This window comes from Photobacterium sp. Ph5 (assembly GCF_022129445.1).
In the GTDB taxonomy this organism is placed as follows: Bacteria; Pseudomonadota; Gammaproteobacteria; order Enterobacterales; family Vibrionaceae; genus Photobacterium.
The window spans coordinates 1-26035 of the sequence record NZ_JADQAQ010000048.1 but is presented as its reverse complement, the minus strand read 5'-3'; the positions used below and the strand labels follow the sequence as shown (position 1 = coordinate 26035).

Annotated in this window: 23 protein-coding genes and 1 pseudogene; 12 read left to right on the top strand and 12 right to left on the bottom strand. The window is 38.1% G+C overall.

From position 1 onward, the window contains the following. Positions 1 to 227 precede the first annotated feature (227 nt). The gene (gene rpoS / locus I3259_RS16220) at positions 228 to 1088 is read right to left on the bottom strand and encodes an RNA polymerase sigma factor RpoS (RefSeq protein WP_238030686.1); all 861 of its coding nucleotides are present in this window, start codon (positions 1086 to 1088) and stop codon (positions 228 to 230) included. A gap of 279 nt (positions 1089 to 1367) precedes the next feature. On the opposite strand from rpoS, the gene I3259_RS16215 reads away from it, so the two are divergent. Continuing rightward, on the top strand, positions 1368 to 1742 hold the full coding sequence (locus I3259_RS16215) for a hypothetical protein (protein ID WP_238030685.1): 375 nt from the start codon (positions 1368 to 1370) through the stop codon (positions 1740 to 1742). Positions 1743 to 1759: 17 nt separating this feature from the next. Next, on the top strand, positions 1760 to 1912 hold the full coding sequence (locus I3259_RS16210) for a hypothetical protein (RefSeq protein ID WP_238030683.1): 153 nt from the start codon (positions 1760 to 1762) through the stop codon (positions 1910 to 1912). A gap of 47 nt (positions 1913 to 1959) precedes the next feature. Here I3259_RS16210 and I3259_RS16205 read toward each other — a convergent pair whose 3' ends face one another. Then, the gene (locus I3259_RS16205) at positions 1960 to 2853 is read right to left on the bottom strand and encodes a LysR substrate-binding domain-containing protein (RefSeq protein WP_238030681.1); all 894 of its coding nucleotides are present in this window, start codon (positions 2851 to 2853) and stop codon (positions 1960 to 1962) included. A 176-nt stretch (positions 2854 to 3029) separates the two neighbouring features. Between I3259_RS16205 and I3259_RS16200 the strand changes: the two genes are divergently transcribed. Further along, positions 3030 to 3581 (top strand): YbhB/YbcL family Raf kinase inhibitor-like protein, encoded by a 552-nt coding sequence (locus tag I3259_RS16200; RefSeq protein WP_255721348.1) that lies wholly within the window; start codon positions 3030 to 3032, stop codon positions 3579 to 3581. Positions 3582 to 3642: 61 nt separating this feature from the next. Here I3259_RS16200 and ald read toward each other — a convergent pair whose 3' ends face one another. Together ald and I3259_RS16190 are read right to left on the bottom strand one after the other, a co-directional pair. Continuing rightward, positions 3643 to 4770: an alanine dehydrogenase gene (gene ald, locus I3259_RS16195; protein WP_238030679.1), complete on the bottom strand. Its 1128-nt coding sequence runs from the start codon at positions 4768 to 4770 to the stop codon at positions 3643 to 3645. A 295-nt stretch (positions 4771 to 5065) separates the two neighbouring features. Next, positions 5066 to 5458 (bottom strand): H-NS family nucleoid-associated regulatory protein, encoded by a 393-nt coding sequence (locus I3259_RS16190; protein WP_238030677.1) that lies wholly within the window; start codon positions 5456 to 5458, stop codon positions 5066 to 5068. Between the two features lie 628 nt (positions 5459 to 6086). On the opposite strand from I3259_RS16190, the gene I3259_RS16185 reads away from it, so the two are divergent. The 5 genes from I3259_RS16185 (at position 6087) to I3259_RS16165 (ending at position 13268) form a co-directional block, all read left to right on the top strand. After that, complete coding sequence (locus tag I3259_RS16185) at positions 6087 to 7454, top strand: lytic polysaccharide monooxygenase (RefSeq protein WP_238030675.1); 1368 nt, start codon at positions 6087 to 6089, stop codon at positions 7452 to 7454. Between the two features lie 740 nt (positions 7455 to 8194). Further along, complete coding sequence (locus I3259_RS16180) at positions 8195 to 10105, top strand: BCCT family transporter (protein WP_238030700.1); 1911 nt, start codon at positions 8195 to 8197, stop codon at positions 10103 to 10105. A 184-nt stretch (positions 10106 to 10289) separates the two neighbouring features. Further along, the gene (locus I3259_RS16175) at positions 10290 to 10643 is read left to right on the top strand and encodes an antibiotic biosynthesis monooxygenase (protein WP_107207015.1); all 354 of its coding nucleotides are present in this window, start codon (positions 10290 to 10292) and stop codon (positions 10641 to 10643) included. An 86-nt stretch (positions 10644 to 10729) separates the two neighbouring features. After that, positions 10730 to 11014 carry a hypothetical protein gene (locus tag I3259_RS16170; protein ID WP_238030674.1) on the top strand — a complete coding sequence of 95 codons (285 nt, stop codon included), beginning with the start codon at positions 10730 to 10732 and terminating at the stop codon, positions 11012 to 11014. 283 nt (positions 11015 to 11297) lie between these two features. After that, positions 11298 to 13268: a chitinase gene (locus I3259_RS16165; protein WP_238030672.1), complete on the top strand. Its 1971-nt coding sequence runs from the start codon at positions 11298 to 11300 to the stop codon at positions 13266 to 13268. Positions 13269 to 13363: 95 nt separating this feature from the next. Here the strand turns inward: I3259_RS16165 and corA are convergent, their stop codons facing one another. Both corA and I3259_RS16155 read right to left on the bottom strand, forming a co-directional pair. Further along, positions 13364 to 14314 carry a magnesium/cobalt transporter CorA gene (corA, locus tag I3259_RS16160; protein ID WP_238030670.1) on the bottom strand — a complete coding sequence of 317 codons (951 nt, stop codon included), beginning with the start codon at positions 14312 to 14314 and terminating at the stop codon, positions 13364 to 13366. 568 nt (positions 14315 to 14882) lie between these two features. Then, positions 14883 to 15926 (bottom strand): GMP reductase, encoded by a 1044-nt coding sequence (locus I3259_RS16155; RefSeq protein WP_238030668.1) that lies wholly within the window; start codon positions 15924 to 15926, stop codon positions 14883 to 14885. 410 nt (positions 15927 to 16336) lie between these two features. Between I3259_RS16155 and I3259_RS16150 the strand changes: the two genes are divergently transcribed. Next, positions 16337 to 16690: a hypothetical protein gene (locus I3259_RS16150; RefSeq protein ID WP_238030666.1), complete on the top strand. Its 354-nt coding sequence runs from the start codon at positions 16337 to 16339 to the stop codon at positions 16688 to 16690. Between the two features lie 69 nt (positions 16691 to 16759). On the opposite strand, the gene I3259_RS16145 is transcribed toward I3259_RS16150, so the two are convergent. Beyond that, positions 16760 to 17773: an AraC family transcriptional regulator gene (locus I3259_RS16145; RefSeq protein ID WP_238030664.1), complete on the bottom strand. Its 1014-nt coding sequence runs from the start codon at positions 17771 to 17773 to the stop codon at positions 16760 to 16762. Positions 17774 to 17945: 172 nt separating this feature from the next. Between I3259_RS16145 and I3259_RS16140 the strand changes: the two genes are divergently transcribed. Further along, positions 17946 to 18317, top strand: a complete 372-nt coding sequence (locus I3259_RS16140) for an MFS transporter (protein ID WP_238030662.1) — start codon at positions 17946 to 17948, stop codon at positions 18315 to 18317. Further along, positions 18310 to 19533 (top strand): biotin/lipoyl-binding protein, encoded by a 1224-nt coding sequence (locus I3259_RS16135; RefSeq protein WP_238030660.1) that lies wholly within the window; start codon positions 18310 to 18312, stop codon positions 19531 to 19533. Before I3259_RS16140 ends, I3259_RS16135 begins: the two co-directional genes overlap by 8 nt. A 58-nt stretch (positions 19534 to 19591) precedes the next feature. On the opposite strand, the gene I3259_RS16130 is transcribed toward I3259_RS16135, so the two are convergent. Beyond that, positions 19592 to 20764, bottom strand: coding sequence for a cation:proton antiporter (locus I3259_RS16130; protein ID WP_238030657.1), 1173 nt, complete (start codon positions 20762 to 20764; stop codon positions 19592 to 19594). A 210-nt stretch (positions 20765 to 20974) separates the two neighbouring features. Next, positions 20975 to 21289 carry a hypothetical protein gene (locus I3259_RS16125; RefSeq protein WP_105061871.1) on the bottom strand — a complete coding sequence of 105 codons (315 nt, stop codon included), beginning with the start codon at positions 21287 to 21289 and terminating at the stop codon, positions 20975 to 20977. Positions 21290 to 21603: 314 nt separating this feature from the next. Between I3259_RS16125 and I3259_RS16120 the strand changes: the two genes are divergently transcribed. Further along, complete coding sequence (locus I3259_RS16120) at positions 21604 to 21927, top strand: hypothetical protein (RefSeq protein WP_238030655.1); 324 nt, start codon at positions 21604 to 21606, stop codon at positions 21925 to 21927. Between the two features lie 117 nt (positions 21928 to 22044). Here the strand turns inward: I3259_RS16120 and sstT are convergent, their stop codons facing one another. The 3 genes and pseudogenes from sstT to I3259_RS16105 form a co-directional block, all read right to left on the bottom strand. Next, positions 22045 to 23286 carry a serine/threonine transporter SstT gene (gene sstT, locus I3259_RS16115; protein WP_238030653.1) on the bottom strand — a complete coding sequence of 414 codons (1242 nt, stop codon included), beginning with the start codon at positions 23284 to 23286 and terminating at the stop codon, positions 22045 to 22047. 367 nt (positions 23287 to 23653) lie between these two features. Then, on the bottom strand, positions 23654 to 25348 hold the full coding sequence (locus I3259_RS16110; protein ID WP_238030651.1) for a BatD family protein: 1695 nt from the start codon (positions 25346 to 25348) through the stop codon (positions 23654 to 23656). 19 nt (positions 25349 to 25367) lie between these two features. Beyond that, positions 25368 to 26035 (bottom strand): annotated as a pseudogene (locus I3259_RS16105) (hypothetical protein); the annotation flags it as partial.

Below are 26035 nucleotides of genomic sequence, written 5' to 3'. Positions count from 1 at the left end.
ATCAGTTGCTGAGACATACTTACAGTCTATTATATTTTGTCTATCTTTATCGATAAGCTTCATCGTGTATTTAGTTCTTTCATTCATGCTTTTAAAATTAGTCCAAAAAATTAATGTCATGGGATCTGAATGAAATTGTGTTAAAGCCAGTTTATATTCTTTGTTGGGAAAAGAGTAATAGTAGATCTCTATATAAATAGATTCCATAAACTCTCTCGCTTTATTTTTTAAGCAATATTAGAAAATAAAATATCTAAATCATAATTTTCTCGTGAAAGTGAACGTTTTAAGCTATTTAAGGATTTTATTTGAAGTTGACGTATGCGTTCTCTTGTTAGCCCAACAGCATCAGCAACTTCTTGTAATGTATGAGGCTCGTAGCCCATCAGGCCAAAACGACGACAGATGATCTCTCTATCTCTTGCATTAATGCCATTTAATATCAGATTTGTGATTTTTACCATGTCGTCATTATCGACTTCCGCACATGGTGATGTTATTTGTTCATCAGCCACTAAATAAGCAATGGTATTCGAGTTTTCGTTATCACCAATGGTTTGATCGAGTGAAACGACATTAACTTCATTAGAAAACAATGCTGATATTTCTTTACTTTCTTTATTGAGTGCTAGTGCAATATCTTCGTGAGTAGGTTCGTTATTGTTTAGTTTCATTAATTCACGATGAGTTCGAAGTAATGTGTTGATTTCTTTAGAGATATGCACAGGTAAACGTATTGTTCTATTTTGATTGTGAATAGCACGTTCAATGGTTTGTTTAATCCACCATGAAGCATAAGTTGAGAAACGGAACCCTTTTTCAGGATCGAATTTTTCCACAGCAGTCATTAAGCCAATATTACCTTCATCAATAAGATCACTTAATGAGAGATTAGAAGCACGGTATTTTTTTGCAATGCTAACGACAAGTCTTAAATTAGATTCAATGAGAATTTTTTTTGATGGAAGATCGCCAGTTAAAAACTTACGACTATATTGAATTTCATCCTCTTTACTAAGTAAAGGTTTATTTGAAATGTCATTAAGGTATAGGCGTACTACATCTACCTCAAAACTTGTCGTTTCCATTTTATTCTCCTTAATAAAATAAATGTAGTGTTGCAATCAATCCGTGACACATTGTTAATTATATAAATATAAATGTTAATAAAGGGCAAATAGTTAATTGTAACATTGTTGTAGCACTTGAATTGAGGGTAGTGTATTTATAAATTTATTGGTCGCATAACTAAATTAAACAATCAAAAAACGTAATGTTATTTTTACGCATCTCTTTTTTTGTTATTTGTATATCATACGAGTATATATCATCGTATTATAAAAAAAATAAATATTGAGTTTGTAAACATGTCATCATTAATTAAAAACGTGTCTTTATCTGCCGTATTGTTATCATCTTTGTGTTTTTCTTATGCTAATGCTACTGAGTTATCAGGTAATTCGATTGTGGTTCAATCATGTATTGATAACCAAAACTTTGATGAACAAGGTTTGATTCATTGCTACCAACAAGCAGCCGCAACAGCAAAAGACCAAGTTTATAATTTATCAGGTCAAGGTGAGCATTATAAAAATGCTATCGATACCCGATGTCAAAAATTACAAACAAAACTTAATGCCGATACAACCGTGATTAAGTCTGAAAAAGAAGCCCAAATCGCGGTTTGTTATGCTAATGGCTGGTCTAGTGCGCGTGATGAAGTGTTAAATGAAAAGTACTAATCGAAAGGCGAAGTATTATGCGGCATTTGTCTGATTATCAGCAACAAATAGACATAATTGTACAACAGCATTCAGGTAGTCTTGAATTATCACTAGAGGCTTTACAGCGATTGCTCGATGCTATCGCTGATGATACGGCATTAACAGATAGTCAATTACAACAGAATTAAGTTTTAGTTGGGCAAAAACGGATGAATATAGTTATTTTTATCCGTTTTTACTTGTTTTTGGATAATTGCAAAATTGCATTGTATAACAACGCGATTGATGGATTTTTTTTATTTTCTTGAGGGCATACCAAATAGTAGGTCGGCATTTTATCATTAATGTAAGTAATGTTGAATCGCTCAACTAATGTGCCATCATTGAGTTGCTTTTGGACTAAAATTCTATTTACAAAAGCAATGCCTAAACCGTTACAAGCCGCTTCTATAGCTTGAATTGAATTCTGGAAAAAAACTTTACTCTGATTTCTGATTGGTTTGATTTTCATGTTATGCAAAACAAGATCCCATTGAATTAAACGATTAGTCGTTTCTATCAAAGTTATCTCACTTAATATTTGTTTTGTGAGTTTCATTGTCGATGAAGGAACATAATCAGGGACGCAGACTGCCACCATTTTTTCTTTAAATAAGACATCATATTCAAGATGATCAGGTGGCTCTAATCCATATCGAACCGCAATATCTACATTCTCTTTACCAAAATCGAGTGTTTCTAATGTATCAATAAAGTTCAGCGAGATTCCCTGATGTGATAGCTGTTGAATATTAATTAATGGTAAAAGCCATTTATTTAATAACGCAGGTGGTATCGCAACGGTTAACTTTTGATTTTTTTTAGAGATACCGAGATCGGTCGTTGCTTGTTCTAGTTCATTTAAAATAATAGTCGTGCGGCTAAAGTAACGAAGACCTGCATTAGTGAGAGTAATACTGCGGTTATGTCGCTGAAATAATTTTTGTTCAATAAAATCTTCAAGTGTGCTTATTTGATGACTAACAGCCCCTGGCGTTACACATAATTCTTCTGCAGCTAGTTTAAAACTTTGTAGTCTTGCAGCTGCTTCAAAATAGATAATGGCTTTTATTGGTGGGATGACCCGCATAGAGATACCTTCAAGTTATTTTTTCTCAATTCACAACGTATTTTTATTGGTTTGTAGGATGCGTTATTTAGACACATAATTTATAACAATCAAATGTGTTTAGCAGTATACCAATTTAACATCCCTTGATGCCGCTAGATCATTATTTATTCTATATATAAAGATGAGTTCTAATGATGAAAATCAAACAAGTTGTAGCTGCTGTACTTTTAGCAGTGCCTGCATTTATGTCACAAGCGATGGTACTAACGAGCCACGATATTACTAATGATAAAACATTACAAAATCAGCAACTGTTTAATCAATGGGGCTGCACAGGTAAGAACGTATCACCACAATTAACATGGAAAGATGTTCCTGCGGGGACAAAAAGTTTTGCTGTTACTATGTATGATCCAGATGCACCAACAGGTAGTGGTTGGTGGCATTGGAGTGTTATTAACATTCCTGCTGATGTGCATAGCTTAGCGGCGGGCGCGGGTGCTGTTGGCGGTAAAGCATTGCCAAAAGGTGCAAGTATGGTAACTAATGATTTCGGCTTTAAAGGTTTTGGTGGTGCATGTCCTCCGCCAAATGCGAAACCACATAATTATGAAATTACAGTGTATGCATTAAATACGGCGAATATTAAATTACCAGAGAATGCATCACCAGCATTAGCTGGCTATAATATTCTTGCTCATGTCATTGGTAAAGCTAAGCTTGTTGCACCAACTAATGCGCGTTAATTGAAATTAGATAAAAAGCCACTTACCTAAACTAGCAATAGTTATTGTAAGTGGCTTTTTATTAGACATTTTTTTCATTTAGCTTTTTCTTTGCTTCTATATAAGGGAGGTTAAGAGATAGTGCGACGTTTTTACAGGTAATGTCGCCGTGATATATATTTAATCCATCTCGTAAATGTTTATCATCAAGAAGTGCGTGTTTGTAGCCCTTATTGGCTAATGCAACAATATAGGGCAGTGTGGCATTATTCAAAGCAACTGTTGAGGTACGGGCGACGGCACCAGGCATATTTGCGACACAATAATGCACAATATTATCAATAATATAAGTTGGGTTATCATGAGTTGTTGGGCGTGATGTTTCTACACAACCACCTTGATCAATGGCAACATCAACAATAGCCGCACCTGACTTCATTTTCTTTATCATTGATTTTGTGATCAGTTTAGGTGCAGCAGCACCGGCAATAAGTACGCCTCCAATAACAAGATCGGCTTTGATGACATAAGCTTCTATTGTGGTGTTGGTTGCATATACCGTATTAATTTGACCATTAAATTGTCTATCCAATTGGCGTAACACATTTATATCACGATCAATAATCGTTACGTTGGCTTTTAATCCTATCGCCATTTGAGCAGCATTACTGCCGACGACTCCTCCACCAATGATCACAACATTTGCTGCTTTAACACCGGGAACACCACCCAATAATATACCTTGTCCCCCTCGTGATTTTTCCAATGCAAATGCACCTGCTTGAATAGACATTCTTCCAGCAACTTCAGACATAGGTGCAAGTAGAGGAAGTTTACCGTTATGATCGGTAACAGTTTCATAAGCAATGCAAATTGCTTTAGATTTGATCAAGTCTTTCGCTTGTGCGAGATCGGGGGCTAAGTGAAGATAAGTAAATAAAATTTGCCCCTCTCGTAATAATTTACGTTCACAGATTTGAGGCTCTTTTACTTTAATTATCATGTCAGCAGTAGAGAAAACATGTTCAGCTGTTGGCGAAATTAAACCGCCAGCGTCAATGTAGTCTTGATCGTTAAAGCCAACACCTATACCAGCCAGAGTTTCGATATAGACATGATGTCCATAGGCAGTGAGCTCTTTGACCGCAGTTGGTGTCATACCAACACGATATTCGTGGGGCTTGATCTCTTTAGGTACGCCAAGAATCATAGTCTTACCTCCTTTTATGATTAGAAAAGCAATGACAACTATCTTTTTGGAGTAACAAATAGATTAAGAAAAATGTATAAACAGTCTTCACGTATTTAAACTAAATTATAACGTAACAAATTGAGTTCATTTGTCTTTTTATATTTTCAATCTCTATTGTTGTTTTAAAATTACCAGCAAAAGGGTAATACAACGAATAGTATGCCAAATATGGGGAGAAGGGAGTTAAATGATGGATAAAAGAGAGGTAGTAAAGTCGCTGTTTTTCAGCGACTTTTCATTTTTTATTACGAAGTTAGATCTCGAACTCAGAAAGCTGTGCGCCGTTATCAAGCAATTGTTGAAGTGCTTTTGGAGTTCGACCTTGGCCTGTCCATGTTTTTTCTTCACCGTTTTCGTCAGAAAATTTATATTTAGCAGGACGAGCAGCGCGTTTTTTCTTAGCTTTTGGCGCATCACCTAAAAGGGCTACAAGCTCTTCTGCTGTAATACCTTCAGCTTCTAGCATATCGCGGTATTTTTTAAGTTTTGCTTCTTGCTCTTTGTTAATTGCATTTGCAGCTTCTTCTTCCTCACGTCGTTCTTCAACAACTTGAGTGAACTTTTGTAGACCTTCTTGAAGATCTGCAACTGACATTTCACGTGCTTGTGCACGTAGTGAACGTAGATTTAAAAGAATATCAATCATGTAATTTGATTCTGAAATAAAAGGAAGTATTGGGCTCTATTGTACTTAAGTTTTTAAATAAGGCACGAAAAATTAGACTTTATATTTGAAACTAAATCTCACTTTTTATATTTATTTAATATTAAAAAATAACCGGGGAGATATATAGAAAAGCAGGCACGAAAAATAAGGCTAATGCTTTACTTACGTACTGTTTTTTAAATAGCGGTTTCGACAGTGTAAGTACTAATGATAAGTAGCAAGGAAACGCTCTCAATATAAAGCCCATGTATTCTTATTATCAGTATGACCGTAAGATTTAATGATATGTTTGTTCTTGTCTCGATGTATAAAGTGTAAAAAAGTATGTGTTAACTTATAAAAATTTCAGTTTATATTATTTAGATTCATATGGTTATGAGTGATGAGCTTTCTTTGTTATACCAATAAAAAATATTTATTGTGATAAAGGTGACAACTCTTTTATAAACATGCCGCTTGTAATTACACCATATGTGAACGAATACCCAACTTTCGTTAAAAAGTATCGTGATTATTTTCAGCACGTTATAAAGATACCTATTCTGAAGAGTCATCCTGAAAATGATATTGAGAAATATAGGTAATTAAAATAAAAAAGGGAAAATAAATGTCGTCAACCTTTACTAGACTTTCGCTATCCGTAGCATTTGCTATTGCAAACTTATCGACAATCAGTGTGGCTAATGCTCATGGCTGGGCTGAATTTCCACCTTCACGTACAGAAATCTGTGATAGTGATGGTAATTACTGGGGAGGACAAGCTCCAAACCAAGCGTGTCGTACATTATTTGCAGAAAATGGCGGATATCCATTTACCCAAAAAAATGAAAACGCAGCATTAACTAAAGAGTTCAATAATATTGCTGAAGTAAAGAAAGTCGTTACTGACGGCTTATTATGTGCAGGCGGTGATACAAAGAAAGATGGCCTAGATATTCCTTCTCCAAACTGGCAGAAAACAGATCTAGTGCTTGATGAAAATGGTGAATTTGATTTTGTGTGGACTGCAACAGCTGCACATAATCCGTCATTCTGGGAATTTTACCTAACGCGTCCTGGTCACGATTTTAGTCAACCTCTTCGTTGGGATGATTTAGATTTAGTGTTCACCAAAGATAATATTATGCCTGTTGAAGAAAGCGGTAAACTTGATACATACCGTTTCAAAGTAAAAATTCCGGCGGATCGTGCTGGTGATGCAGTGCTTTATACTCGTTGGCAGCGTATTGATCCTGCTGGTGAAGGTTTTTACAACTGTAGTGACGTTGTAATTAAGGGCGGAAATACAGACGGTGGTATTACTCCTCCGCCAGTAACTGACGGTGATTTATTCCCAATGTTTGGTTACTTTGTTACTCAAGGTCATCAAACTGAAGTTGGTGATATTGTTCGTTTTCGTTTAATGGCACCAGGTACAGGTAAAGAGTTATTTGATCTACGTTTAGATATTACTGCGGCTAATCAACCAACATGGCAATTAGATCTAGCGAAGCAAATTAATTCACTCGATCCAGAAAAGCTATTTGTTGGTGTATGGAATTCAGAAGCCGGTAAATATGAGCTTAATACGACTAATGTTTTTGCGAACAAAGTTTGGGCTGCTGAAGACAAGCACGCATTTGCTGTTAGTGTGATTAAGCCGTTAGATCCTATTCCACCCGTTGTTGATCCTGAATTACCTGAGGGAAGTTGGAATAAATCTGCAACTTACTTAGAAGGTGATGAAGTGACACATGCTGGTAAAACATGGAAAGCTGGCTGGTGGACACAAGGTGATGAACCAGGAAAAGCAGATGTATGGAAGGTTGTACTCGGTGAGGGTGAAATACCTGAAGTAGGCGCTTGGTCAGCAACGCAAGTTTATAATGAGAACGATGTTGCTACTCACAAGGGATCAAGTTGGAAAGCTGGTTGGTATACTAAAGGTGACGAACCTGGAACGACAGGTGAGTGGGGCGTTTGGCGTAAGTTATAACACCTATTAAAAAATAAAGCCTATGTCTATTAGATATAGGCTTTGCTTTACGATGATGCGGTAAGTTTGAAAAGTATAAGTTCGTCAGATATGTTGTCGGCAAGAATAGAAAGAAGTTTTGATCGTGCCTTATCTAAAAAAGGGTATCTATCTTTATGCTCTATTATTGAAAGCCAATGTAAGCGTAAGCAAAACTACCCAATGTTGTTGCGTAAAAATACAGATAAAATAGTTCAGCATTGTGTCTTTAAAGAGTAAAGCATAAAGGATGTTGAGCACGTGCTATATAAAACTCGGCAGTCAAAATAAAGAAGGTGAAAGTAAATATACATCAGTGATCTCATTATTTGATTAGCTTAACCATCATTTTTAAAGCGAAGCACTATTCGAATAGAGCTTCGCTTTTTTGATCGAGGTTGATTGTAGCTTTGGCTAGTGATGGAGTATGAATAGTTTGTTAATAGCCACCTGTAATATGTATTGATCTTTCAAACAGAAAGAGGGGATGAGATGGGAATTAATATTTCTCAATTGTATCAAAATGTTAATTTGGCAACGTGTTATTGTCTGTTTTTTAATATATATGCAGGTTAGCGTTCAAAAAATGAATAAAAACAGGATTGATAAAAAAAATTAATAGTCTCAATTAAGTTTCTTGTTTGTGTTGTTGTTGTTAAAAGTTGAACATTAGATTTACTTTTATGGACTATGTGTAGCAGTAAGGAAACATAGTGAACACAATACAAAAAAACTTTAAGTTGATCGATAAGCCAACGTTCTTTGGCGCGTTAGCAATGTTGATCTCAGTGGTTGTTCCACTGATCCTTTTCCCTAAAGAAGGGGCAATCTGGATTGCGGCAGCAAAAACCTTCATGACAGATAAACTAGGTTTCTTATATCTAGCGTTAGGTTTGGCCGCTGTATTCTTTATGGTTTACATCATCTTCTCTGATATCGGCCAAATTAAATTGGGTGATGCAGATGAAGAGCCTGAATTTAAAACTGCATCATGGGCTGCAATGTTATTTTGTGGTGGTATTGGTGCAAGTATCCTTTATTGGGGTGCTATTGAGTGGGCTTACTACTACCAAAGTCCGCCTTTCCAGTTAACACCAGGAAGTGAAGAAGCGGTGCGTTGGGCTGCCACTTACGGTGTATTCCACTGGGGACCTGTTGCGTGGGCTATTTACCTTGTACCGGCTGTGCCAATTGCTTATTTCTTCTATGTTCGTAAGCAGCCTGTATTAAAAGTTTCTGCAGCACTAATGCCTGTTATTGGTGAGGCGCGTAGCTACGGTTGGACTGGTAAAGTTATCGATGTTCTTTTCATTTTTGGTCTATTAGGTGGTGGTGCAACGACATTAGGTTTAGCCGCTCCTCTTATTACTGAAGGTGCAAACTATTTATTCGGCACACCAAAAAATACAGAAACACAAATTTTCGTACTACTGATCTGTACTGTAATTTTTGGTTACTCTGCTTATGCGGGTATGGAAAAAGGGATTAAGATCCTAAGTAATATCAACTTCTGGGGTGCGTTAGGTTTACTTGCGTTTATCCTTGCTGTTGGTCCTACTATTTTCATGCTTGAAACGGGCTTAGATTCTCTAGGTCGTATGCTGTCTAACTTCTTTGTTATGGCAACATGGGCAGAACCTTTTGGTGGTTACGGTTCTTTTGAAGATACTCACTTCCCACAAGATTGGACAATCTTCTACTGGGCATGGTGGTTAGTATTTGCACCAAGTATGGGTCTGTTTATTGCGCGTATCTCTCGTGGTCGTACAATTAAACAAATGGTTGCAGGCTCTATCTTCTTCGGTTCAATGGGCTGTTTCCTATTCTTCATGGTACTAGGTAACTTTGGTTTATCGCTACAGTTATCAGGCCAGTTAGATGTGGTTTCAATCTTGAATGCAGAGGGCGCGACTAAAGCAATCTTCTCTATTCTTGAGCAGCTACCATTTAGTACGCTTGTTATTACCGTGTTTACATTGCTGTGTTTGATCTTTACAGCAACAACGTTTGACTCAATCTCGTACATTCTGGCATCTGTAGTACAGAATGATGTAACTGAAGAACCAATGCGTTGGAACCGTTTGTTCTGGGCTTTTGCAATGTCGTTCATGCCATCGGTACTGATGTTCATGGGTGGTCTAGCAACGCTGCAGACTGCGGCGATTGTAGGTGGTTTGCCATTACTGTTTATTACTGTAATGCTAATGATTTCAGCAGTTAAAGCTGCAACATTAGACTTGAGTCACCAAGAAGGCTACGAAGATCCTGTTATTAACATCGAAGATTTACCTGATGTTGATCCATGGTCAAAAGAAGGTATGGCGCTAGCGAAGTTTGAGCAATTAAAAGATGTTGCGATTGAAGCTGCAGATGCTGAGCGTGATGCACTGAATGCAATCTGGAAAATTAAGAAAACTATTCGAGCTGAAGCATTAGCCCGTGGTGATAGTGGCGCGGATATGGGTGAAGTTCCTGCTGAATTAGCAGAAGAGTTACACCGCCTAACCACAGAAGCGATGGCAGCGAAAGAGACCAAGCTTGAAGCATCAGCACAAGCACAGGAAGCACGTGTTGTTTTTAATGACTTGATGAAAGAAAAAGAACAAGCTGCAATAACTGAAGCTACCGCTTAATAGCTAACGTTAAAGAGTTAATGCATTAATAAAGCGATCCCTCGGGGTCGCTTTTTTTATATTACTGGTATTGAGATAACAAAATAAAAATACCAAAGAGGTAACAAGTATCTTTGTAAACATTGGTACGTTAAAGTTTTGATTTACCGATACGTAAAACATGGCACAAGAAGGGGAAACTATAATGACAAGCCGAGTATATGTACTTGCTCAATTTAAACCCAAAGCAGGGAAAGAAGCTGAATTATTTGACGTGCTAAAAGCATTAGAGCCGGATTCATACCGAGAAGAAGGTTGTATTCAATATATGTTGACGCGTCAGATTGATCACCCAAGTGCAACTCGAAATGATTATCCAATTGTTTTTAATGAAATCTGGCAAGATGCTGAATCTTGGGCAGCCCATGGTCGACGTAAACAAATCCAACATTTTTTTAATAGCCAAGTTAAAGATCCAGCAGGATTAGTCGAAGATGCCATTGTCACCGCTTACAGTGATGAAGGTTATGATTATGATGCGCCGTGTTTTGATGTATAGATAGACACCATATTTTTTGAATGTTTAAGATGCCCTGATAATGTTGATATTACAGGGCATATTTATGATTAAAGTGGTATTTATAGATGCGGAAAACAGACAAAAAGATAGATAACACCATTATTTCGGCCTTAACAGATGTTTGCCATGTTGCCCAACAAAATCAGTCAGGTTTTCAATGGTTAACACACAATGTGAATTATCAATCTTTTCCTGATAGCTTAACAATTACGTGCGTTTATGAGGTTGAACCGACATATGCAGTAAAAAATGAGATGCGTTCATTGGTAGCAGATAAACTCGCTGAAATTGGTATTGTTTTAAAAGATAACCATCGTAAAATTTTGTTTGAGAATAAAGAAAAAAGGTAATGTAGTTAGTGGATGGCTTATAGCGTCATAAATTTGGCATAGGTTGCAACTTTCATGTAATTATTGTTATCTCTTTTGTTATTTTGTCTTACCACTAGTGTTATTTCTCTAAATATTGTGGGGTAGGTTGCGATGTGAAAATACGCTCGCAATACTGCAAACGTATACCCACGATAAAATAACGCGTTGAGAAATAGAGGTTGAGGGTTTAAAACACTGCTCTCATTATTCATCATCATTTATTTTGTCATCTTGTAAACATTTAAAATCAAGGATGATAAAAATGCTGAGAGTTAAACCAGCAAATAAAGTCGCTTCGATTGCTTTATACCTATCTGCTGCAATGGGGCTAGTTGCTACCCATGCTTTTGCTCAAGAAATCCCCTTTGAACTTGGTGTTACGAAAGTCACTAATGGCGACACGGTGTTTTTTCAAGGTGAATGTTACACCGCAAAAAATAGTCCAGGAACTTGGGAAGTACCTAAATCAGGTTCATGGTTTTGGGATCAGGTAACCTGTTCGAATGATGGTGCAGTTGAACCGCCTGTCACACCTCCTGTTGTAGACCCTCCCGTTACTGAGCCTGAGCCTGAGCCTGAGCCTGAGCCACCAACAACAGATATTCCTTCTGATATTCCCGCTTTTGTCTTAGGTGAAACTCGTGTTGCTAATGGTGATATTGTTTCTTATCAACAACAGTGCTTTATTGCTCAAAATAACCCAGGCGTATGGGAAGCGCCAAAAGCCAGTTCATGGTTTTGGGCTCAAACAAGTTGTGGCACTGTTGAGCCCCCAATTACTTGTGAGTTACCTGAAGTATTAATTGAAAATCAATGTGTGATACCACCGATTGATTGTCCTGACGGCAGTAGTGCTGCAACGGCTGATGAGTGCCCAGTTGTTCCGCCTGTTGTATGTTCTGATGGAAGTACCGCAGATTCTGTCGATCTTTGTCCGCCTGAAAAAGTGGTTTGTGAAGATGGTAGTCAAGTTGACAATATTGCACTGTGCCCCGTTACACCAGTGACGTGCCCTGATGGAACAACGGCAACGAAGGTTGAAGATTGTCCGGTTATTGATGTACCAACAACTATGACAGTGACCTCTGATGGTAACGGAGGATACTTAATCCCACGTGCTGAGTTTATTGCAATTGAACAAAGCCTAACCAGTGGTGAATTATTCGATCTTGTACGTTCAGATACTGTAACGTTAGATAACGTATCAGTAGAAGCGGTATTACCATTACGTGCTGCGAACCCTGAAAACGTAAAACGTGCAGAGTCTATTGTAGATGAAGCATTATGGGAGTTCTTGTTCCCGATCCGCAATCAAGCCTATACCTATAATCGTTTCCTTCAAGCGATTGCAAAATTCCCTGCGTTTTGCCGTACCTATAATGACGGTCGTGATTCTTTAGCGATCTGTAAACGCTCACTTGCCACTATGTTTGCTCATTTTGTACAAGAAACGGGGGCGCATGCACCTAACTGGGAAGGTGCGTTAGGTAATCCTGAGTGGCGTCAAGGTTTGTATTATGTGCGTGAAATTAATAAGTCAGAAAGTGATACCACAGGCCCTTACAATAAATGTACGGGTTGGGCTGGCGAACGCTGGCCTTGTGCAAATAAGAGTTACTTTGGACGAGGGGCGAAACAGTTAAGCTGGAACTATAACTACGGCCCCTTCTCTGAGGCTATGTTTGGCGACAAAATGGTGCTGTTAGAAAAGCCAGAGCTGGTGGCTGATACATGGTTGAATCTCGCTTCTGCTGTCTTCTTTTATGTGTATCCACAACCACCCAAACCAAGCATGTTACATGTTATTGATGGTACGTGGCAGCCAAATGCGGCAGACAAAGCCAATGGTATTGAGCATGGCTTTGGCGCTACTATTCAAATCATTAATGGTGCCTTTGAATGTACAAAAGGATCGACAACCCCACAAGCCAAAGCACGTATTGCTTACTATAAAGAAATCACTAATTACTTAAATCTTGATATTTCAGGTGAGAAGTTAGATTGTGCTGATATGAAACCGTTTAATACCAGCGGTGCTGGTGCACTAGAAGTGTACTGGGACAAAGATTGGAGCTGGGATGCGAATACTCCAAGTAATGCTAGCTTTAAATGTAAGTTAGTGGGTTATCAAACCGCTTACAGTGCATGGACTGCTGGCGATTATGAGCTGTGTGTTGAAGATAATTTCAACGTACAAGCAACGGATGTGAATGGTGACATTATCTCTAACTAACTAGGATACAAAAAGGAAATAATAAAGCCCATAGTGACGATTAATATCTGCTGTGGGCTTTTTTACTTAACAAAAAGCACTACCAAAGAGAGGTATTACAACCAGCCTTTGCGTTTAAAATATAGATAAGGTGCAAAACCTGCGAGTACCATTACCATTAGCGCATAGGGGTAACCGAATTCCCAATGCAGTTCTGGCATAAACTTAAAGTTCATACCATAGCTAGACGCAACCAAGGTTGGTGGAAGGAATATTACTGATACTACCGAGAATATCTTAATGATTCGGTTTTGCTCAATATTAATAAAACCCATTGCAGCATCCATCAGGAAATTAACCTTTTGGAATAGCGATTCATTGTAAGGCAATAGAGATTCAATATCGCGTAACACTTCGCGTGCTTGTTCTAACTCACTTGCAGGTAAACGCGCTTTTCTGACTAAAAAGCTTAATGCGCGCTGAGTATCCATAAGACATAAACGAATTTTCCAGCCTGCATCTTCTTGCTCTGCTAGATTAGATAAGGCCTTGTCAAAGTGCTCGCCCGGTTTGCCACCTAAAATTACTTTACCAATTGACTCTAACGCGCTGTAAATGTCTTCAATAACATCAGCCAGTTGCTCGATTTTTGTTTCAAATAAATCTAATAGCAACTCATAAGCACTACCTTGTTGTAAATGTTGAGTACGTGCTCGCATTCGGTAAAGACGAAATGCTGGTAACTCACGCTCACGTAAGGTAAATAAGCGACCATCACGGATAGTAAAAGCCACTGTTGAGTTATTAGCGTAATCTTCAGCATCTTCATAATAGAAGAATGAGTGAATATGAAGACCATCTTCATCTTCAAAAAAACGCGCACTAGATTCAATATCTTCTAGCTCTGGGCGTGTAGCAAGACCTTGTCCGAGTTCTCGTTGAACACGGTTACGTTCTGTTTCATTAGGCTCGATGAGATCAACCCATAATGCTGATGAGATTGGATCTTGATCTTCTAAATCCAAACGTTGTAAACGGAAGTCGTTTAATTTAAATGCGTTCAGCATGTTTTATATCTCCACGAGTGGTGACGATATTAACAGCACTTTAAAACACAATTTGAAGCTAGAAAATAGAGCTTCTACCAATACAAACTGGTGGAATAAGATTTAAACAGAAGCCGTGACCAGTAGGGCTGCGCATGCTGACAGTTAAACATTGTCAACTCACACGCAAAAGCAGGGGAGGACAGATTAACGAGGAAAAATCTCATTCCAGTATCGACTGGGAGTGTTCAAAGCGGTGTCCTCTCAAATAATGGTGTGCGCATGTTACGCCTGACCTTCTAGGACTTCAACTTTCGCTATTGCAACATTAGATTTGCGCTAAGATAAGTTAGGTAAATAGCTTATTCAGCGTTGATTAAGGAAAATTACGCTTGGATTTTAATTAAGAGGTATGTGATTGGTTTTTATTTATACTGCTGAGAGGTGCATTCTAGCCTACCAATGACATATTGAACTAGTAATAAGGAAGTATTGGCAATGAATAAAAGCCTTTTTCAAACACGGAAACCGCAAAGAAAAAGGCTATATTAAGTGATGATGTTCGATTTTTTAATTTTTAATCAAGAACTTACTCTTTACCATATACGTTGTTTTCTTGCTCTTGTACTCGAATAAATGTCGTACGCTTAGTTAGCTCTTTAAGCTGTGCAGCGCCAACATAAGTACATGTTGAGCGAACACCACCCATAATATCTTGGATTGTATTTTCAACAGGGCCACGGTAAGGAAGCAGTACTGTTTTACCTTCTGCTGCACGGTACTTCGCTACACCACCCGAGTGCTTGTCCATTGCACTTTGGCTCGACATGCCATAGAACTTCATGAAGGTCTTGCCATCTTGTTCGATAACTTCACCGCCACTTTCATCGTGCGCAGCTAACATACCACCAAGCATAACGAAATCAGCACCGCCACCAAACGCTTTTGATACGTCGCCAGCACATGAACAACCACCGTCACCAATGATACGACCACCTAGGCCGTGTGCAGCATCTGCACACTCAATGATGGCTGACAGTTGAGGATACCCTACACCGGTTTTTACGCGAGTGGTACATACTGAACCTGGGCCAATACCTACTTTCACAATGTCGGCACCTGCAAGAATTAGTTCTTCAACCATATCACCTGTAACTACGTTACCAGCACTGATCACTTTATCTGGAAACTCAGCACGTACTTTTTCAACATACTCAACAAGGTGTTCAGAGTAACCATTAGCAATATCAATACAAATGAAGATTAAATCATCTGTCATTGCCATGATGTCTTTGGTTTTTTGGAAATCAGCGTCAGAAGTGCCAGTAGAAACCATGGCGTTGTTCAGAACAGAGGCGTCGTTGCTGTTAATAAAGTCAGCCCATTGATCAACAGTGTAGTGTTTATGAACCGCTGTCATCACATTGTGTTTTGATAAAGACTTAACCATTTCAAAGCTACCAACAGAGTCCATGTTTGCAGCAATAATGGGTACACCAGACCATTGACGACCACTATGTTTGAATGTAAAATCGCGAGTTAATTCAACTTGAGAGCGACTTTTTAAGGTTGAACGTTTTGGACGAAACAGTACATCTTTAAAACCCAATTTCAAGTCTTGTTCGATACGCATGGTTATTCCTTAAACTTATCTTATCGAATGCCGCTCAACGAAATCTTTACTGGCAGGTAAACATTTTCGCCTTATGAGCGCGCACAAAAAAACCGGAGCGTTGGCAGACGCTCCGGTTTTCAATATTATAGGAAGCAAATTTTCAAAAACAACCCTATAAATGTAAATAAATGTGTATTTGTGAAGATAAATTAAGATAAAGGTAATCTGATTTTCTATCAAAATAGTGCTTTTTATAAACTTTTCGCTTCCATTATTGCTAAATCTTTGCATAATTTCCTGCATAGTTAGAACTTATAAAAATAAAATTTAAAATAATTCGTATCTTTAAAATGAGAAGCTATTCTTAGAAGGTAGCTGGTTCATTAAGCTATCTTTTTCTACGAAGGGTTGTGGGAAGGTTTAATTTGTTGAAGAAAAGAAAGGTAAGGAAAGTTTTTCCTCTCGATTTTTATGGGGAAGACGGCAGTTGGCGTTTCATCATTCGGGCTGAGCAGCCTGAAGAGATCATTGATGCAATGTATTGGCGTGCTTATATTTCTTGCCATCGTAAAGATTTTGATTTGTTGCATATGGCATGCGATAAGTTTAACTACAAATATAACTACTCATCATCTGATTCTTCTGAATTACACTATGGTTTAGGCGGAACACCGTTGCGTGTGAATATGATGGGGCCTATTGTGTTAATGTCGACCATCAGAGAGAAAGTCATTAATGTTACAGCTGATGACGCAGGTCTAGTCGCTCAAGCTGTCGCTTAAAAGTGAATGAAGAAAATACAATAAAACGTTAAATAACTAAGTTATTTAACGTTTTTTTATATCTGCTATTTACTGCGATTGCTTTTCTAGTAAACGCTGCTGATATTGGATGGGAGTTACTCCCCGATTTCTCTGAAAAGCTTTGTTAAAGCTCTGGACATTTTTATAGCTTAAATTCGCTGCAATTTTATTGATAGGTAATTCTTGTTGCATATATTTTATAGCAACATTACACAATACATAGTTCGTGGTATCAGTAAATGTCCACCCAAAATGATGCAAGCGACGCTGTAATTGTTGTTTAGATAAGGCTAAACGCTGAGCAATAAAATCAAGATTAGGATAATGGTAATAGCGTGAATAGTTGATCAGTTCAAACATTAGTTTTGCAGTATCAGTTGGCTGTGGCATGTTCAAAAAATCATCAAGCTGCAAATTCGACATTAGCATGGGTTTTGTGAACGTAAGAGGACGGTTATTCGATTGCTCTAATATAGCAATCGGTAACCATACTTGGGTGGATGGTGCATTCCAGCTTATTGGGCATTGAAAATACGCATTAATAGCAGGATCATGAATTTCAGAGGCATTAATTTGGATTTTTAAAGGGGTAAAATCATTACCCATGTATTCACGTATTGTTTGAGTAAATAGTACAGCCACTCGTAAATTATCATGACGTCCTCCTCGCCCTTGAGAATAAGAATTGTCATAAGTCCATTTTAATATATTTCCTGATAGTTCACTGTGGTAAGACGCCCCACTTTGTAAAGATGATAAGCCATAGTTGATCCGCCGTAGTGCTAATGGTAAATCAGGACAGCTCAAATACCATTCTCCAAATCCACCCATATTCTTAAACGTTATCTCTTCAGCAACTTTTACCATGTAAGCAGGATCATTGCAGAGGTATTCAATACGTTCTAGCCAAGATAGGTAATCGTTAAAAGGAATGAGTGACATGGTCTCTTGAAGCAATAAGTCTGGAATTTCAAGTTGTTGGAAGGATAGGCCATAGTGTTTTTGGATTGCGCCATCGAGAGGTTTGATAAAGAGAGTTCTGATAAAAGCGATGTCTAACATGTTTATATCCTAATAAAAAGATTTGCTTTGGATAGAATGTATCAAATAAAGACACTATTTGATTTATTTAGACCATATTTGTTACTGCAAGCTAAAAAACACTCACAATTGATTCACTTAATAACAACTAACTGTTGAATAAAAATAATTACTGAGTTGGTCGGAGAACTTAATGAGTTTATTTAGTATGCCTTTTTCAGGCACGAGTGTAGATACAGCATTACATATTGTTGCGGGAGTGGTCATGTTAGGCACGATTGCAGCGATTGGTATTGGCTTTTGGAAATTGCATGAGTTACCTATCCACAAAGCATCGAGTAATCAACATCACCAAATAGGATTAATAACGGCGTTAACATGGATAGGATTCATCTGGCATTGGGTGTGGGTACTTGCGGTGATCATTGCCTTCGTTGATGGAGAGCAAGCACTGAGACGATTACGTGATATCTGGCATAGTGATCATCCGAATACAACAAATAACGCTGTAGATAATGATTCGTCTTTAGCGCCATCAAAAAAAGAGGAGCAGACGAATGCTTGAAGGTTTAGCTGTATGGGCATTATTTATTTATCTGCTTCGTTTAGTGGGTATGCCATGGAATAAATTTACGAAAGCTTTTGCGTATATTGGTGGTGGTAGCTGGTTAGTTTTTGTATGGTACGGGTTAATCACGTATGCGCCAATGGATTTATCTGGTGGTTCATTAGTGCAGTCTCCTCATATTCAGTTAAGACCTGCAGCAACTACAATTAATGGTCATGTTAAAGCTATTCATGTTTCGCCGAATAGCCAGGTGAAAGAAGGGGATTTAGTGTATGAGCTTGATACTGAACCCTATCGTATTGCACTAAATAAAGCGCAAGCAAGTTTAGCATCAGCAGAAGTGGCTTTAGATATCGCTAAAGAAGATGTTGATATGGCAGAAGCAAGTTATCACGCGGCAGATAAAGATATAGAGATCGCCAAAAATCAGCTTGTTGCAGCAAATGAAGATTATAAATTGAAGCAAGCAATGCTTAATCGCTACATTAAGCAAAATAAAGTCGTACAGCATACGATTACACAAAGTAAATTGGACGAGCAACGGACAGCGGTTGAAGTTGCTAAGTCACAAAAGGTGATGCTTGCTTCACAAATTGAAAAAGCAAAAATATCAGTTAAACAAGCGAGGTTGGCATTAGAAAAGTCACGTTTAGCGGTTAATAGTCGTGAAGTTGATGTCGATACACAGCATGAAAACGTAGCGAAAGCACAATGGGATTTAGATCATACCAAAGTGTATGCGCCTGCTGATGGCTATGTAACAAACTTTATTATGCGTGAAGGGCAGTTTGTCGGCTCAGTACCTCGTATGCAAATGTATACTAACGAAAAATATGTCTTAATGCGTGTTAATCATCAGGCTATTCGTAATGTAAAAGCAGGACAAATGGCTGAATTTTCAACCGCAGTTTATCCGGGAAAGGTATTTACAGCTGAGGTTGAAGGTATTGTCGAAGCAACAGGCGAATCACAAGGCAATTTGATTGGTCGAGAAACCAATGTGCGTCAAACAACGGGGGCGAACATGGCAAATAAACACCACTTTGTTCGTCTGAAAGTTCTTGAAACGGAAGGTTATGATATTCCTGTTGGATCGGTCGGTATCGGTTGGATCAGCGCAGAAAAACCGATTAGTTTCCTAGGGTTTTTGGATGTAGTACGTGGGATCATTATTCGCATGAAATCGCAGCTATTTTATGTGTGGTCAATGTAAGTAATTACTTACAAAATACATTAAGCCAGCTTTCTTTTTGTCAAAGAGGCTGGCTTTTTTAGTCTTGGCGTAGGGTATTAACATTTGATATGGGGGTAGGATAACGAGTCACAATCCAATAAGTTGATAGAATAAATGTTGTTAGTGTTACAATTTGAATAAATGTCTTTCCTTGCGCTGAGATCAACCCATTAGCGATTGCGGTGTAAGCCAGTAATAAAGAAAACTCGCTGGCTTGGCTTAATCGTGCACTTAACTCTTTGTTTATAGGTGATTTTGTGTTTGAAATGATAAGCGCTCGATAAAATCCCCACGCTTTGAGTCGTACTAATGTGATACCAAATAAAACACCCCATAAAGTATAGATATCACTTGCGAGTAAATTAATGTTCGCGCCAATAGAGAAAAAGAACAGGATTAAAAAAAACTCTCTTAATGGTTTTAAATGGATAGAAATAACATTGGAAATAGGGCTGACAGCTAACAAGGTACCCGCGATAAATGCCCCTGTTTCATAGGATAAACCAATACGATGACTGATTTCAGCCCAACAGAAACACCACGCGAGGGTTGCGACAAAGCTGTATTCTTGAATAACATCAAATTTTCTCATTAGCGGAAGCAGAATAAACTTTACTGCGAAGTAAGCGCTAACAATAACGATTAGAAGCTTGGCAAATATCAATAGGATAGCAAGGTCGATACGCTGCTCTGTATCGATATTAAGTAGTAATAAAACGGTAATGGCTAAAATATCTTGAATTAACAAGATACTGGTCATGATTTCTCCCATTTTCTGGTGGTGAAGTGTTGTCGTGGGTATTAACTTAAGACCAATAACGGTGCTGGAGAACATCATTGCAGCCGCTGTGATAATGGCATCTTTGAAAGGAAGTTGAATGATGAGTGCAAAAAGAAATGTGCAAATGAAGAAAAATAGGCTGCAACAAAGTGTGATAAGGGCACTTTCACGAAAAAGGCGCAGCAAGCGTTGAGGTTGTAAGTTTAGACCAAGTAAAAAAAGTAATAAAATGACACCGATATGTCCCATTTGGGTAATCGCTTCAGCATTATTGATCATACCAAGCCCATAAGGCCCAATAATAATTCCTGCGACGATATATGCGATGATGATGGGTTGCTTGGCGAAAAGAAACAAACTTCCTAACGCCGCAGCGCTAATCACAATCGCGCACAGCTCGAAAATCATCGTATTGATACTATCAACCATCGACACCTACCTAGCTATGAAACGCAGCATGCGTAGTTGATTGCAGAAGGCAATGATAAAAGCATAGTGGCTGTAAAAAAATAGGGTTGAATGTTTTTGCGACAAGAAATTAGGAATAGATAAAAGCGGGTCGTGTAAAGTGATAAATAGAGAAAGAATAACTAGAAATAAACATAGATAACGCTGAGTTATCTATGTTTATTGATGCTATTAAGCACGATACCGTTTGTATTGCGATAAAATGTCAGCAATTAATTCAGGCTCAGAAAGCCCATCAACTAAATATGATTGCTGATTATTTTTAATCATTACCTCAAGATGAATTTGTTCATTATCGGTATTTTTATGAAGCTGTAATGCGTACTCATAAGGTTGATGTCGGTTGTTATCAATGACCAAACGAATACGACCATCGATACAATAAAGATCTGTATCAAAGCCGTCATCAGCCAGTTTTTTACTGGCTTTGGTTAAGGCTGATCTTGCTATCGTATAGATATCGGCATGGGAAGAATACTGCGCCATGTCTTGTCTCCCTCTGTACTAAATATGCTTTGACGTTGGTTAACGTCTGTCGCTGTCAGAAGATTTTATCGGGCAAAGACAAGGTGTTACCAACTAAAAAAATCAATCATTATCATCAGTTCTACTTATTAAAATGTAACCAATTATTAACGTTTAACTTATTGATTTTAAAGTTATATGAAAGTGGATGGTGTCCATTTCAGGAATAATCAATAGTCGATTTTTTTTATTATTTCATTTTAGTCTGAAATATTAATCTCTGTTGCTACTATTGATAGGTGTAATAAATTCAATATGTTAAAAGGAATAGATGAATGTATAAGCGTTACCTTACTTTAATCCCCGTAGCTGCATTATTGACTCTTTCAAGTGCACATGCTGATTCGCTAATCCAAGGTTTAAATCGTGTCGATAACTCGTTAAATAAAGTACAAAATACGATTCATGGAACGCAGAATTCGATCCGTAATGGTCAGAATAAAGTCGATAATACCCAGCGTGCGATCAGCGAAATTCAAGATGGTACTTATGTAGAAAAGCGGGTAGAGAAAAAAGTACGTAATCAAAAACGCAAAGCGGTGAATGGGCTCATCAATAAGTCATCGAATGCGATCCGCAAAGCAACTAACGTTTATTAAGTTAAGTATAACTAAGTTAAGTATAGTGATAAAAAAGCGGCGATATCATAATCTCTATAAATAGAATGATATCGCCGCATTTTCACCCATAATTCGGTTTAAGCATATAAGACGTAATTATGAGTTTTGTAATTTCGCCTTCGCTTCTTTTCTTTCTGCTGCTTTACAGGCTGCTGCGGTAAATACCACATCAGTTGAACTGTTTAACGCTGTCTCTGCTGAATCTTGAATCACACCAATAATAAAGCCAACAGCAACAACTTGCATTGCTACTTCACTCGGGATACCAAATAAGCTTGAAGCTAGAGGGATCAATAGTAGTGAACCACCGGCAACACCTGATGCACCACAAGCTGAAACCGCAGCAACAACACTCAGTAAAACGGCTGTCGCTAAATCAACTTCAATGCCTAAGGTATGAACGGCAGCAAGAGTTAATACAGTAATGGTGATTGCAGCTCCTCCCATATTGATGGTAGCGCCCAGTGGTATAGAAACAGAGTAAGTATCTTCATGCAGGTTAAGATCTTTACAAAGTTTCATATTTACTGGAATGTTGGCAGCAGAACTACGGGTAAAGAAAGCAGTAATACCACTTTCACGTACACAGCGGAAAACAAGTGGGTAAGGATTTTCAGCTGTTTTTACATAAACGATGATTGGGTTAATGACAAAAGCAAGGATCGCCATTGAGCCTAATAGTACACCCAGTAAGTGAGCATATCCCGCCAATGCAGCAAAGCCTGTTTTAGCAAAGGTTTCAGAGACTAAGCCAAAAATACCGATAGGTGCTAAACGAATAATAAAGCGAACAATGAGTGTGACGCCATTTGACATATCATGGAAAACTTGTTTTGTTGCATCGCTTGCTTGGTGAAGAGCAAAACCAAGTGCTACAGCCCATGCTAAAATACCAATAAAATTACCGTTCATAAGCGCATGAACGGGGTTATCAACAATCTTAAATAGCAGTGAGCTAATGACTTCTGCAATGCCTTCCGGTGGAGCAATTGAATTGGAATTAGCAACAAGCGTTAAAGTGGTCGGGAAAAGAAAGCTCATCGCGACAGCAGTAAATGCCGCCATTAAAGTGCCAAATAAATACAACACGATAATTGGCTTCATGTTGGTATGTGTGCCTTTCTTTTGGTTGGCAATAGATGAAGCAACCAAAATGAAAACAAGAATAGGAGCAACGGCTTTTAGCGCTGCAACAAATAACCCACCCAGAAAACCAACACTCATCGCTGATGATGGTGATAGTGTTGCAAGTAATACGCCAGCAACAATACCGACCATAATTTGTATAACTAAACTACCATTGGCCACTCTGGCTAAAAAAGGTTGTGATTGACTCATATAACATCCTGCATTTTATATTCTGTGAATAGCTTTTTATTTTGCGTCTGAAACATTTTTTAACAGGATCTGTTTGAAATAGCCAGTTATCTTTTTATAAGGTTTTAACCAACATAAATATAACGTTATATTTAACATTTTTTTATCAAAACAGGATGGGTCGGCATACAAACAGCTTGTTTGATAACGTTAAATAGCAGTGAATGTATGATGTGTGTTAATGAATGTTATGTGGTCATGCCAATCTTGATGAAAATGCAAAAAAACAGAAAGGATTAAATATTTTAATATGTAAGAAAATAAAACCTCTGCTACAGCATTTATATCTGTAACAGAGGTTTTTGAGGTCGCTATTTAATGAATATATTTATTTAGGATCTAAGTCTGAAAGAGATGATGCACGTGCTGCTGTTGCTTTCAGTTGCTGCGCTTGATCAAGCAATTGCATAATACGTTTATCATTCCATTGCTGGCGATCTTGACTATAAGTTGATGCCATAATTTCAGCGACAGCATTATCTAATTTTTCTGCTAACTCTGGGTTGGCAGAGAGTTTCTCATGCTGCTGCTGTTTCCATTGCTGGTAGTAAGTTTGAATTTGTACAGCTTCACGTTTTGTAATTGCTTGTTTCAACGCTTGCTCTACATTCGTTGTTCCTGATTGAAGAACGATTTCGTTATTTGATGTAGGTTGCGCCTTACGTGCTTTAATTAATAGCCCTAGTGTTATTAACCAAAGTAAAGCAAACACTGCTGTCGCCCATTGCCAGTAGTCATGTTGTGCTACATTGCTATGCGCATTGTTAACATTGGCGTTATTTGGAGGCGTAACAACGGATGGTGCTGTTAATGCTGGTGGCGTAATTGTACTGCTTGCATTGGGATCTACCGTTACATTTAATGTTAGCCCATCAACTTTAGTTGTTTGCTGTTTTTCTTGTTGGGTATTCCACCAATTAATACTAACAGCAGGTAATTCAATAGTGCCTGTTTCTCGAGGAATGATGACTTGCTTTAATGTCATTGTTGTATAGCCATTCCCTTCTGAATATTCAGGTTTCTCATCATAACTTCTTACCGATGTTGGATAGGTTAAGCTGATATTCGGCATATTACTTTGGGCAATATTTTTAATACGTAAGGTTAAAATACGCGTAATAGGCTCGCCTACTTTTGCATCCACGGTTTTTTTACCATTGACTGATGGTTGCCATACTTGATTGAGTTGCAAATCAGAGGTTGGTAGCCATAAGCCTTTATAGTTACTTGGTTTTGCTTTAATTGTAAGTTCAATATTTTTTGCTGTTTTATCCACTGGCACTGTTAATGTTGAACCGAAGCCACGACTCCCTTTGATCACGCTACCGCTGAATTTCGCACCATGTAAGGTAATATTTCCTGGTTTATCTGCTGTGATCTGGTAATTGCGGGTGATTACAATATAGCGGCGTCCATTTTGAACAACTTCGTTTTGCGCATCTTGCCCAACTTGCGTTGCTGTTAGTCCATCACCATACGGTGGTGCTAAACTCGCTTGATCCATTTGCTCACCAATTAAGATACGCACCCGATAATTAATTGATTCACCCACATAGATGGTTGATTTATCGTTAATACCTTCAATTGAAATTGATGACTGGTTAGCGTTGGCTGCCTGTTTTTGTTTACTGCTTTTTAAAACAGTAATTGTTATTGGTTCGGTTTTTGAGCTACCAATTTGAAACGCAGGGATCGTAAGAGTACCAACCTTGGTTGCAGCGAGTGCTACTGTCCAGCTAGTATTACGTGAGATAACTCCATTAATCATCGAAGTGCCGCTACTTACGCTAGGGCGACCATAAGCAAAATCAGGACTTAATGGCGCAAGATCAAGTGAGTTGGTATTTACACTATCATCGACAGCAACCGTTAATTGAAAAACCTCATTAACCCCAACAATATTTTTAGACACTGTTGCTTCAGCTTGTGCCGCCATCGCTTGGGTTGATAGTAGCGCACTGAAAAACAAAGCAATGTACAACAATGGTGTCGTTACTTTTTTGCCAAAAAATAATTTATTCATAAATCTATTCATTGTCCTATTACCATGAGTTCTCAGTTTTTTGTTGCGCTTCTTTCTGCTGCGCTTGCAAAATTAATTGAGCTCGGATCAAACCACTGGTGTCATCAGGTACTTGTTCCAATTTCTTCAAAATAGGGTTACTGGCTGAAAGCACATCCCCATCTTTTGCTGCCTGATCACTCATTCGTACTTGATTGTTGTTATTTGCTTCTTTGTTTTTATCTTGTTCTGACTTAGTGGCTGACTTTTCCTCTGCTTGCTGTTGCTGTTGCTGTTGCTGTTGCTGTTGCTTTGCAGCTTGTTTTGCACTTTCATCAGCACTTTGTTGTTCAGCCGCTTTTTGCTTGGCTGTTTTCTCTTTTTCTGGCTGTGATTGTTTATCACTATTTGCCTGTTGAGATTGCTGCTGATCTTTTCCTTGATGTTTATCAGACTGACCTTGTTGCTGTTTACTCGTGTTGTTCTGATCCTGCTTTTGGTCATTTTGTTTCGATTGTGAAGACTGCTTATCATTAGATTGTTTGTTATCTGATGATTTTTGCTGATCTTGGTTTTGTTGTGACTGCTGGCTGTTATCTTGGCTCTGTTTTTTATCGTTAGAGCCTTGTGATTGCTGCTGTTGCTTGTCACTCTTCTGCTGATTCTGCTGATTCTGCTGATTCTGCTGATTCTGCTGATTCTGCTGAT

Coding starts and splice junctions, on each gene's coding strand:
- rpoS (WP_238030686.1), bottom strand. CDS start 1,088: ATGGAAACGACAAGTTTTGAGGTAGATGTAGTACGCCTATACCTTAAT.
- I3259_RS16215 (WP_238030685.1), top strand. CDS start 1,368: ATGTCATCATTAATTAAAAACGTGTCTTTATCTGCCGTATTGTTATCA.
- I3259_RS16210 (WP_238030683.1), top strand. CDS start 1,760: ATGCGGCATTTGTCTGATTATCAGCAACAAATAGACATAATTGTACAA.
- I3259_RS16205 (WP_238030681.1), bottom strand. CDS start 2,853: ATGCGGGTCATCCCACCAATAAAAGCCATTATCTATTTTGAAGCAGCT.
- I3259_RS16200 (WP_255721348.1), top strand. CDS start 3,030: ATGAAAATCAAACAAGTTGTAGCTGCTGTACTTTTAGCAGTGCCTGCA.
- ald (WP_238030679.1), bottom strand. CDS start 4,770: ATGATTCTTGGCGTACCTAAAGAGATCAAGCCCCACGAATATCGTGTT.
- I3259_RS16190 (WP_238030677.1), bottom strand. CDS start 5,458: ATGATTGATATTCTTTTAAATCTACGTTCACTACGTGCACAAGCACGT.
- I3259_RS16185 (WP_238030675.1), top strand. CDS start 6,087: ATGTCGTCAACCTTTACTAGACTTTCGCTATCCGTAGCATTTGCTATT.
- I3259_RS16175 (WP_107207015.1), top strand. CDS start 10,290: ATGACAAGCCGAGTATATGTACTTGCTCAATTTAAACCCAAAGCAGGG.
- I3259_RS16170 (WP_238030674.1), top strand. CDS start 10,730: ATGCGGAAAACAGACAAAAAGATAGATAACACCATTATTTCGGCCTTA.
- I3259_RS16165 (WP_238030672.1), top strand. CDS start 11,298: ATGCTGAGAGTTAAACCAGCAAATAAAGTCGCTTCGATTGCTTTATAC.
- corA (WP_238030670.1), bottom strand. CDS start 14,314: ATGCTGAACGCATTTAAATTAAACGACTTCCGTTTACAACGTTTGGAT.
- I3259_RS16155 (WP_238030668.1), bottom strand. CDS start 15,926: ATGCGTATCGAACAAGACTTGAAATTGGGTTTTAAAGATGTACTGTTT.
- I3259_RS16145 (WP_238030664.1), bottom strand. CDS start 17,773: ATGTTAGACATCGCTTTTATCAGAACTCTCTTTATCAAACCTCTCGAT.
- I3259_RS16140 (WP_238030662.1), top strand. CDS start 17,946: ATGAGTTTATTTAGTATGCCTTTTTCAGGCACGAGTGTAGATACAGCA.
- I3259_RS16135 (WP_238030660.1), top strand. CDS start 18,310: ATGCTTGAAGGTTTAGCTGTATGGGCATTATTTATTTATCTGCTTCGT.
- I3259_RS16130 (WP_238030657.1), bottom strand. CDS start 20,764: ATGGTTGATAGTATCAATACGATGATTTTCGAGCTGTGCGCGATTGTG.
- I3259_RS16125 (WP_105061871.1), bottom strand. CDS start 21,289: ATGGCGCAGTATTCTTCCCATGCCGATATCTATACGATAGCAAGATCA.
- I3259_RS16120 (WP_238030655.1), top strand. CDS start 21,604: ATGTATAAGCGTTACCTTACTTTAATCCCCGTAGCTGCATTATTGACT.
- sstT (WP_238030653.1), bottom strand. CDS start 23,286: ATGAGTCAATCACAACCTTTTTTAGCCAGAGTGGCCAATGGTAGTTTA.
- I3259_RS16110 (WP_238030651.1), bottom strand. CDS start 25,348: ATGAATAAATTATTTTTTGGCAAAAAAGTAACGACACCATTGTTGTAC.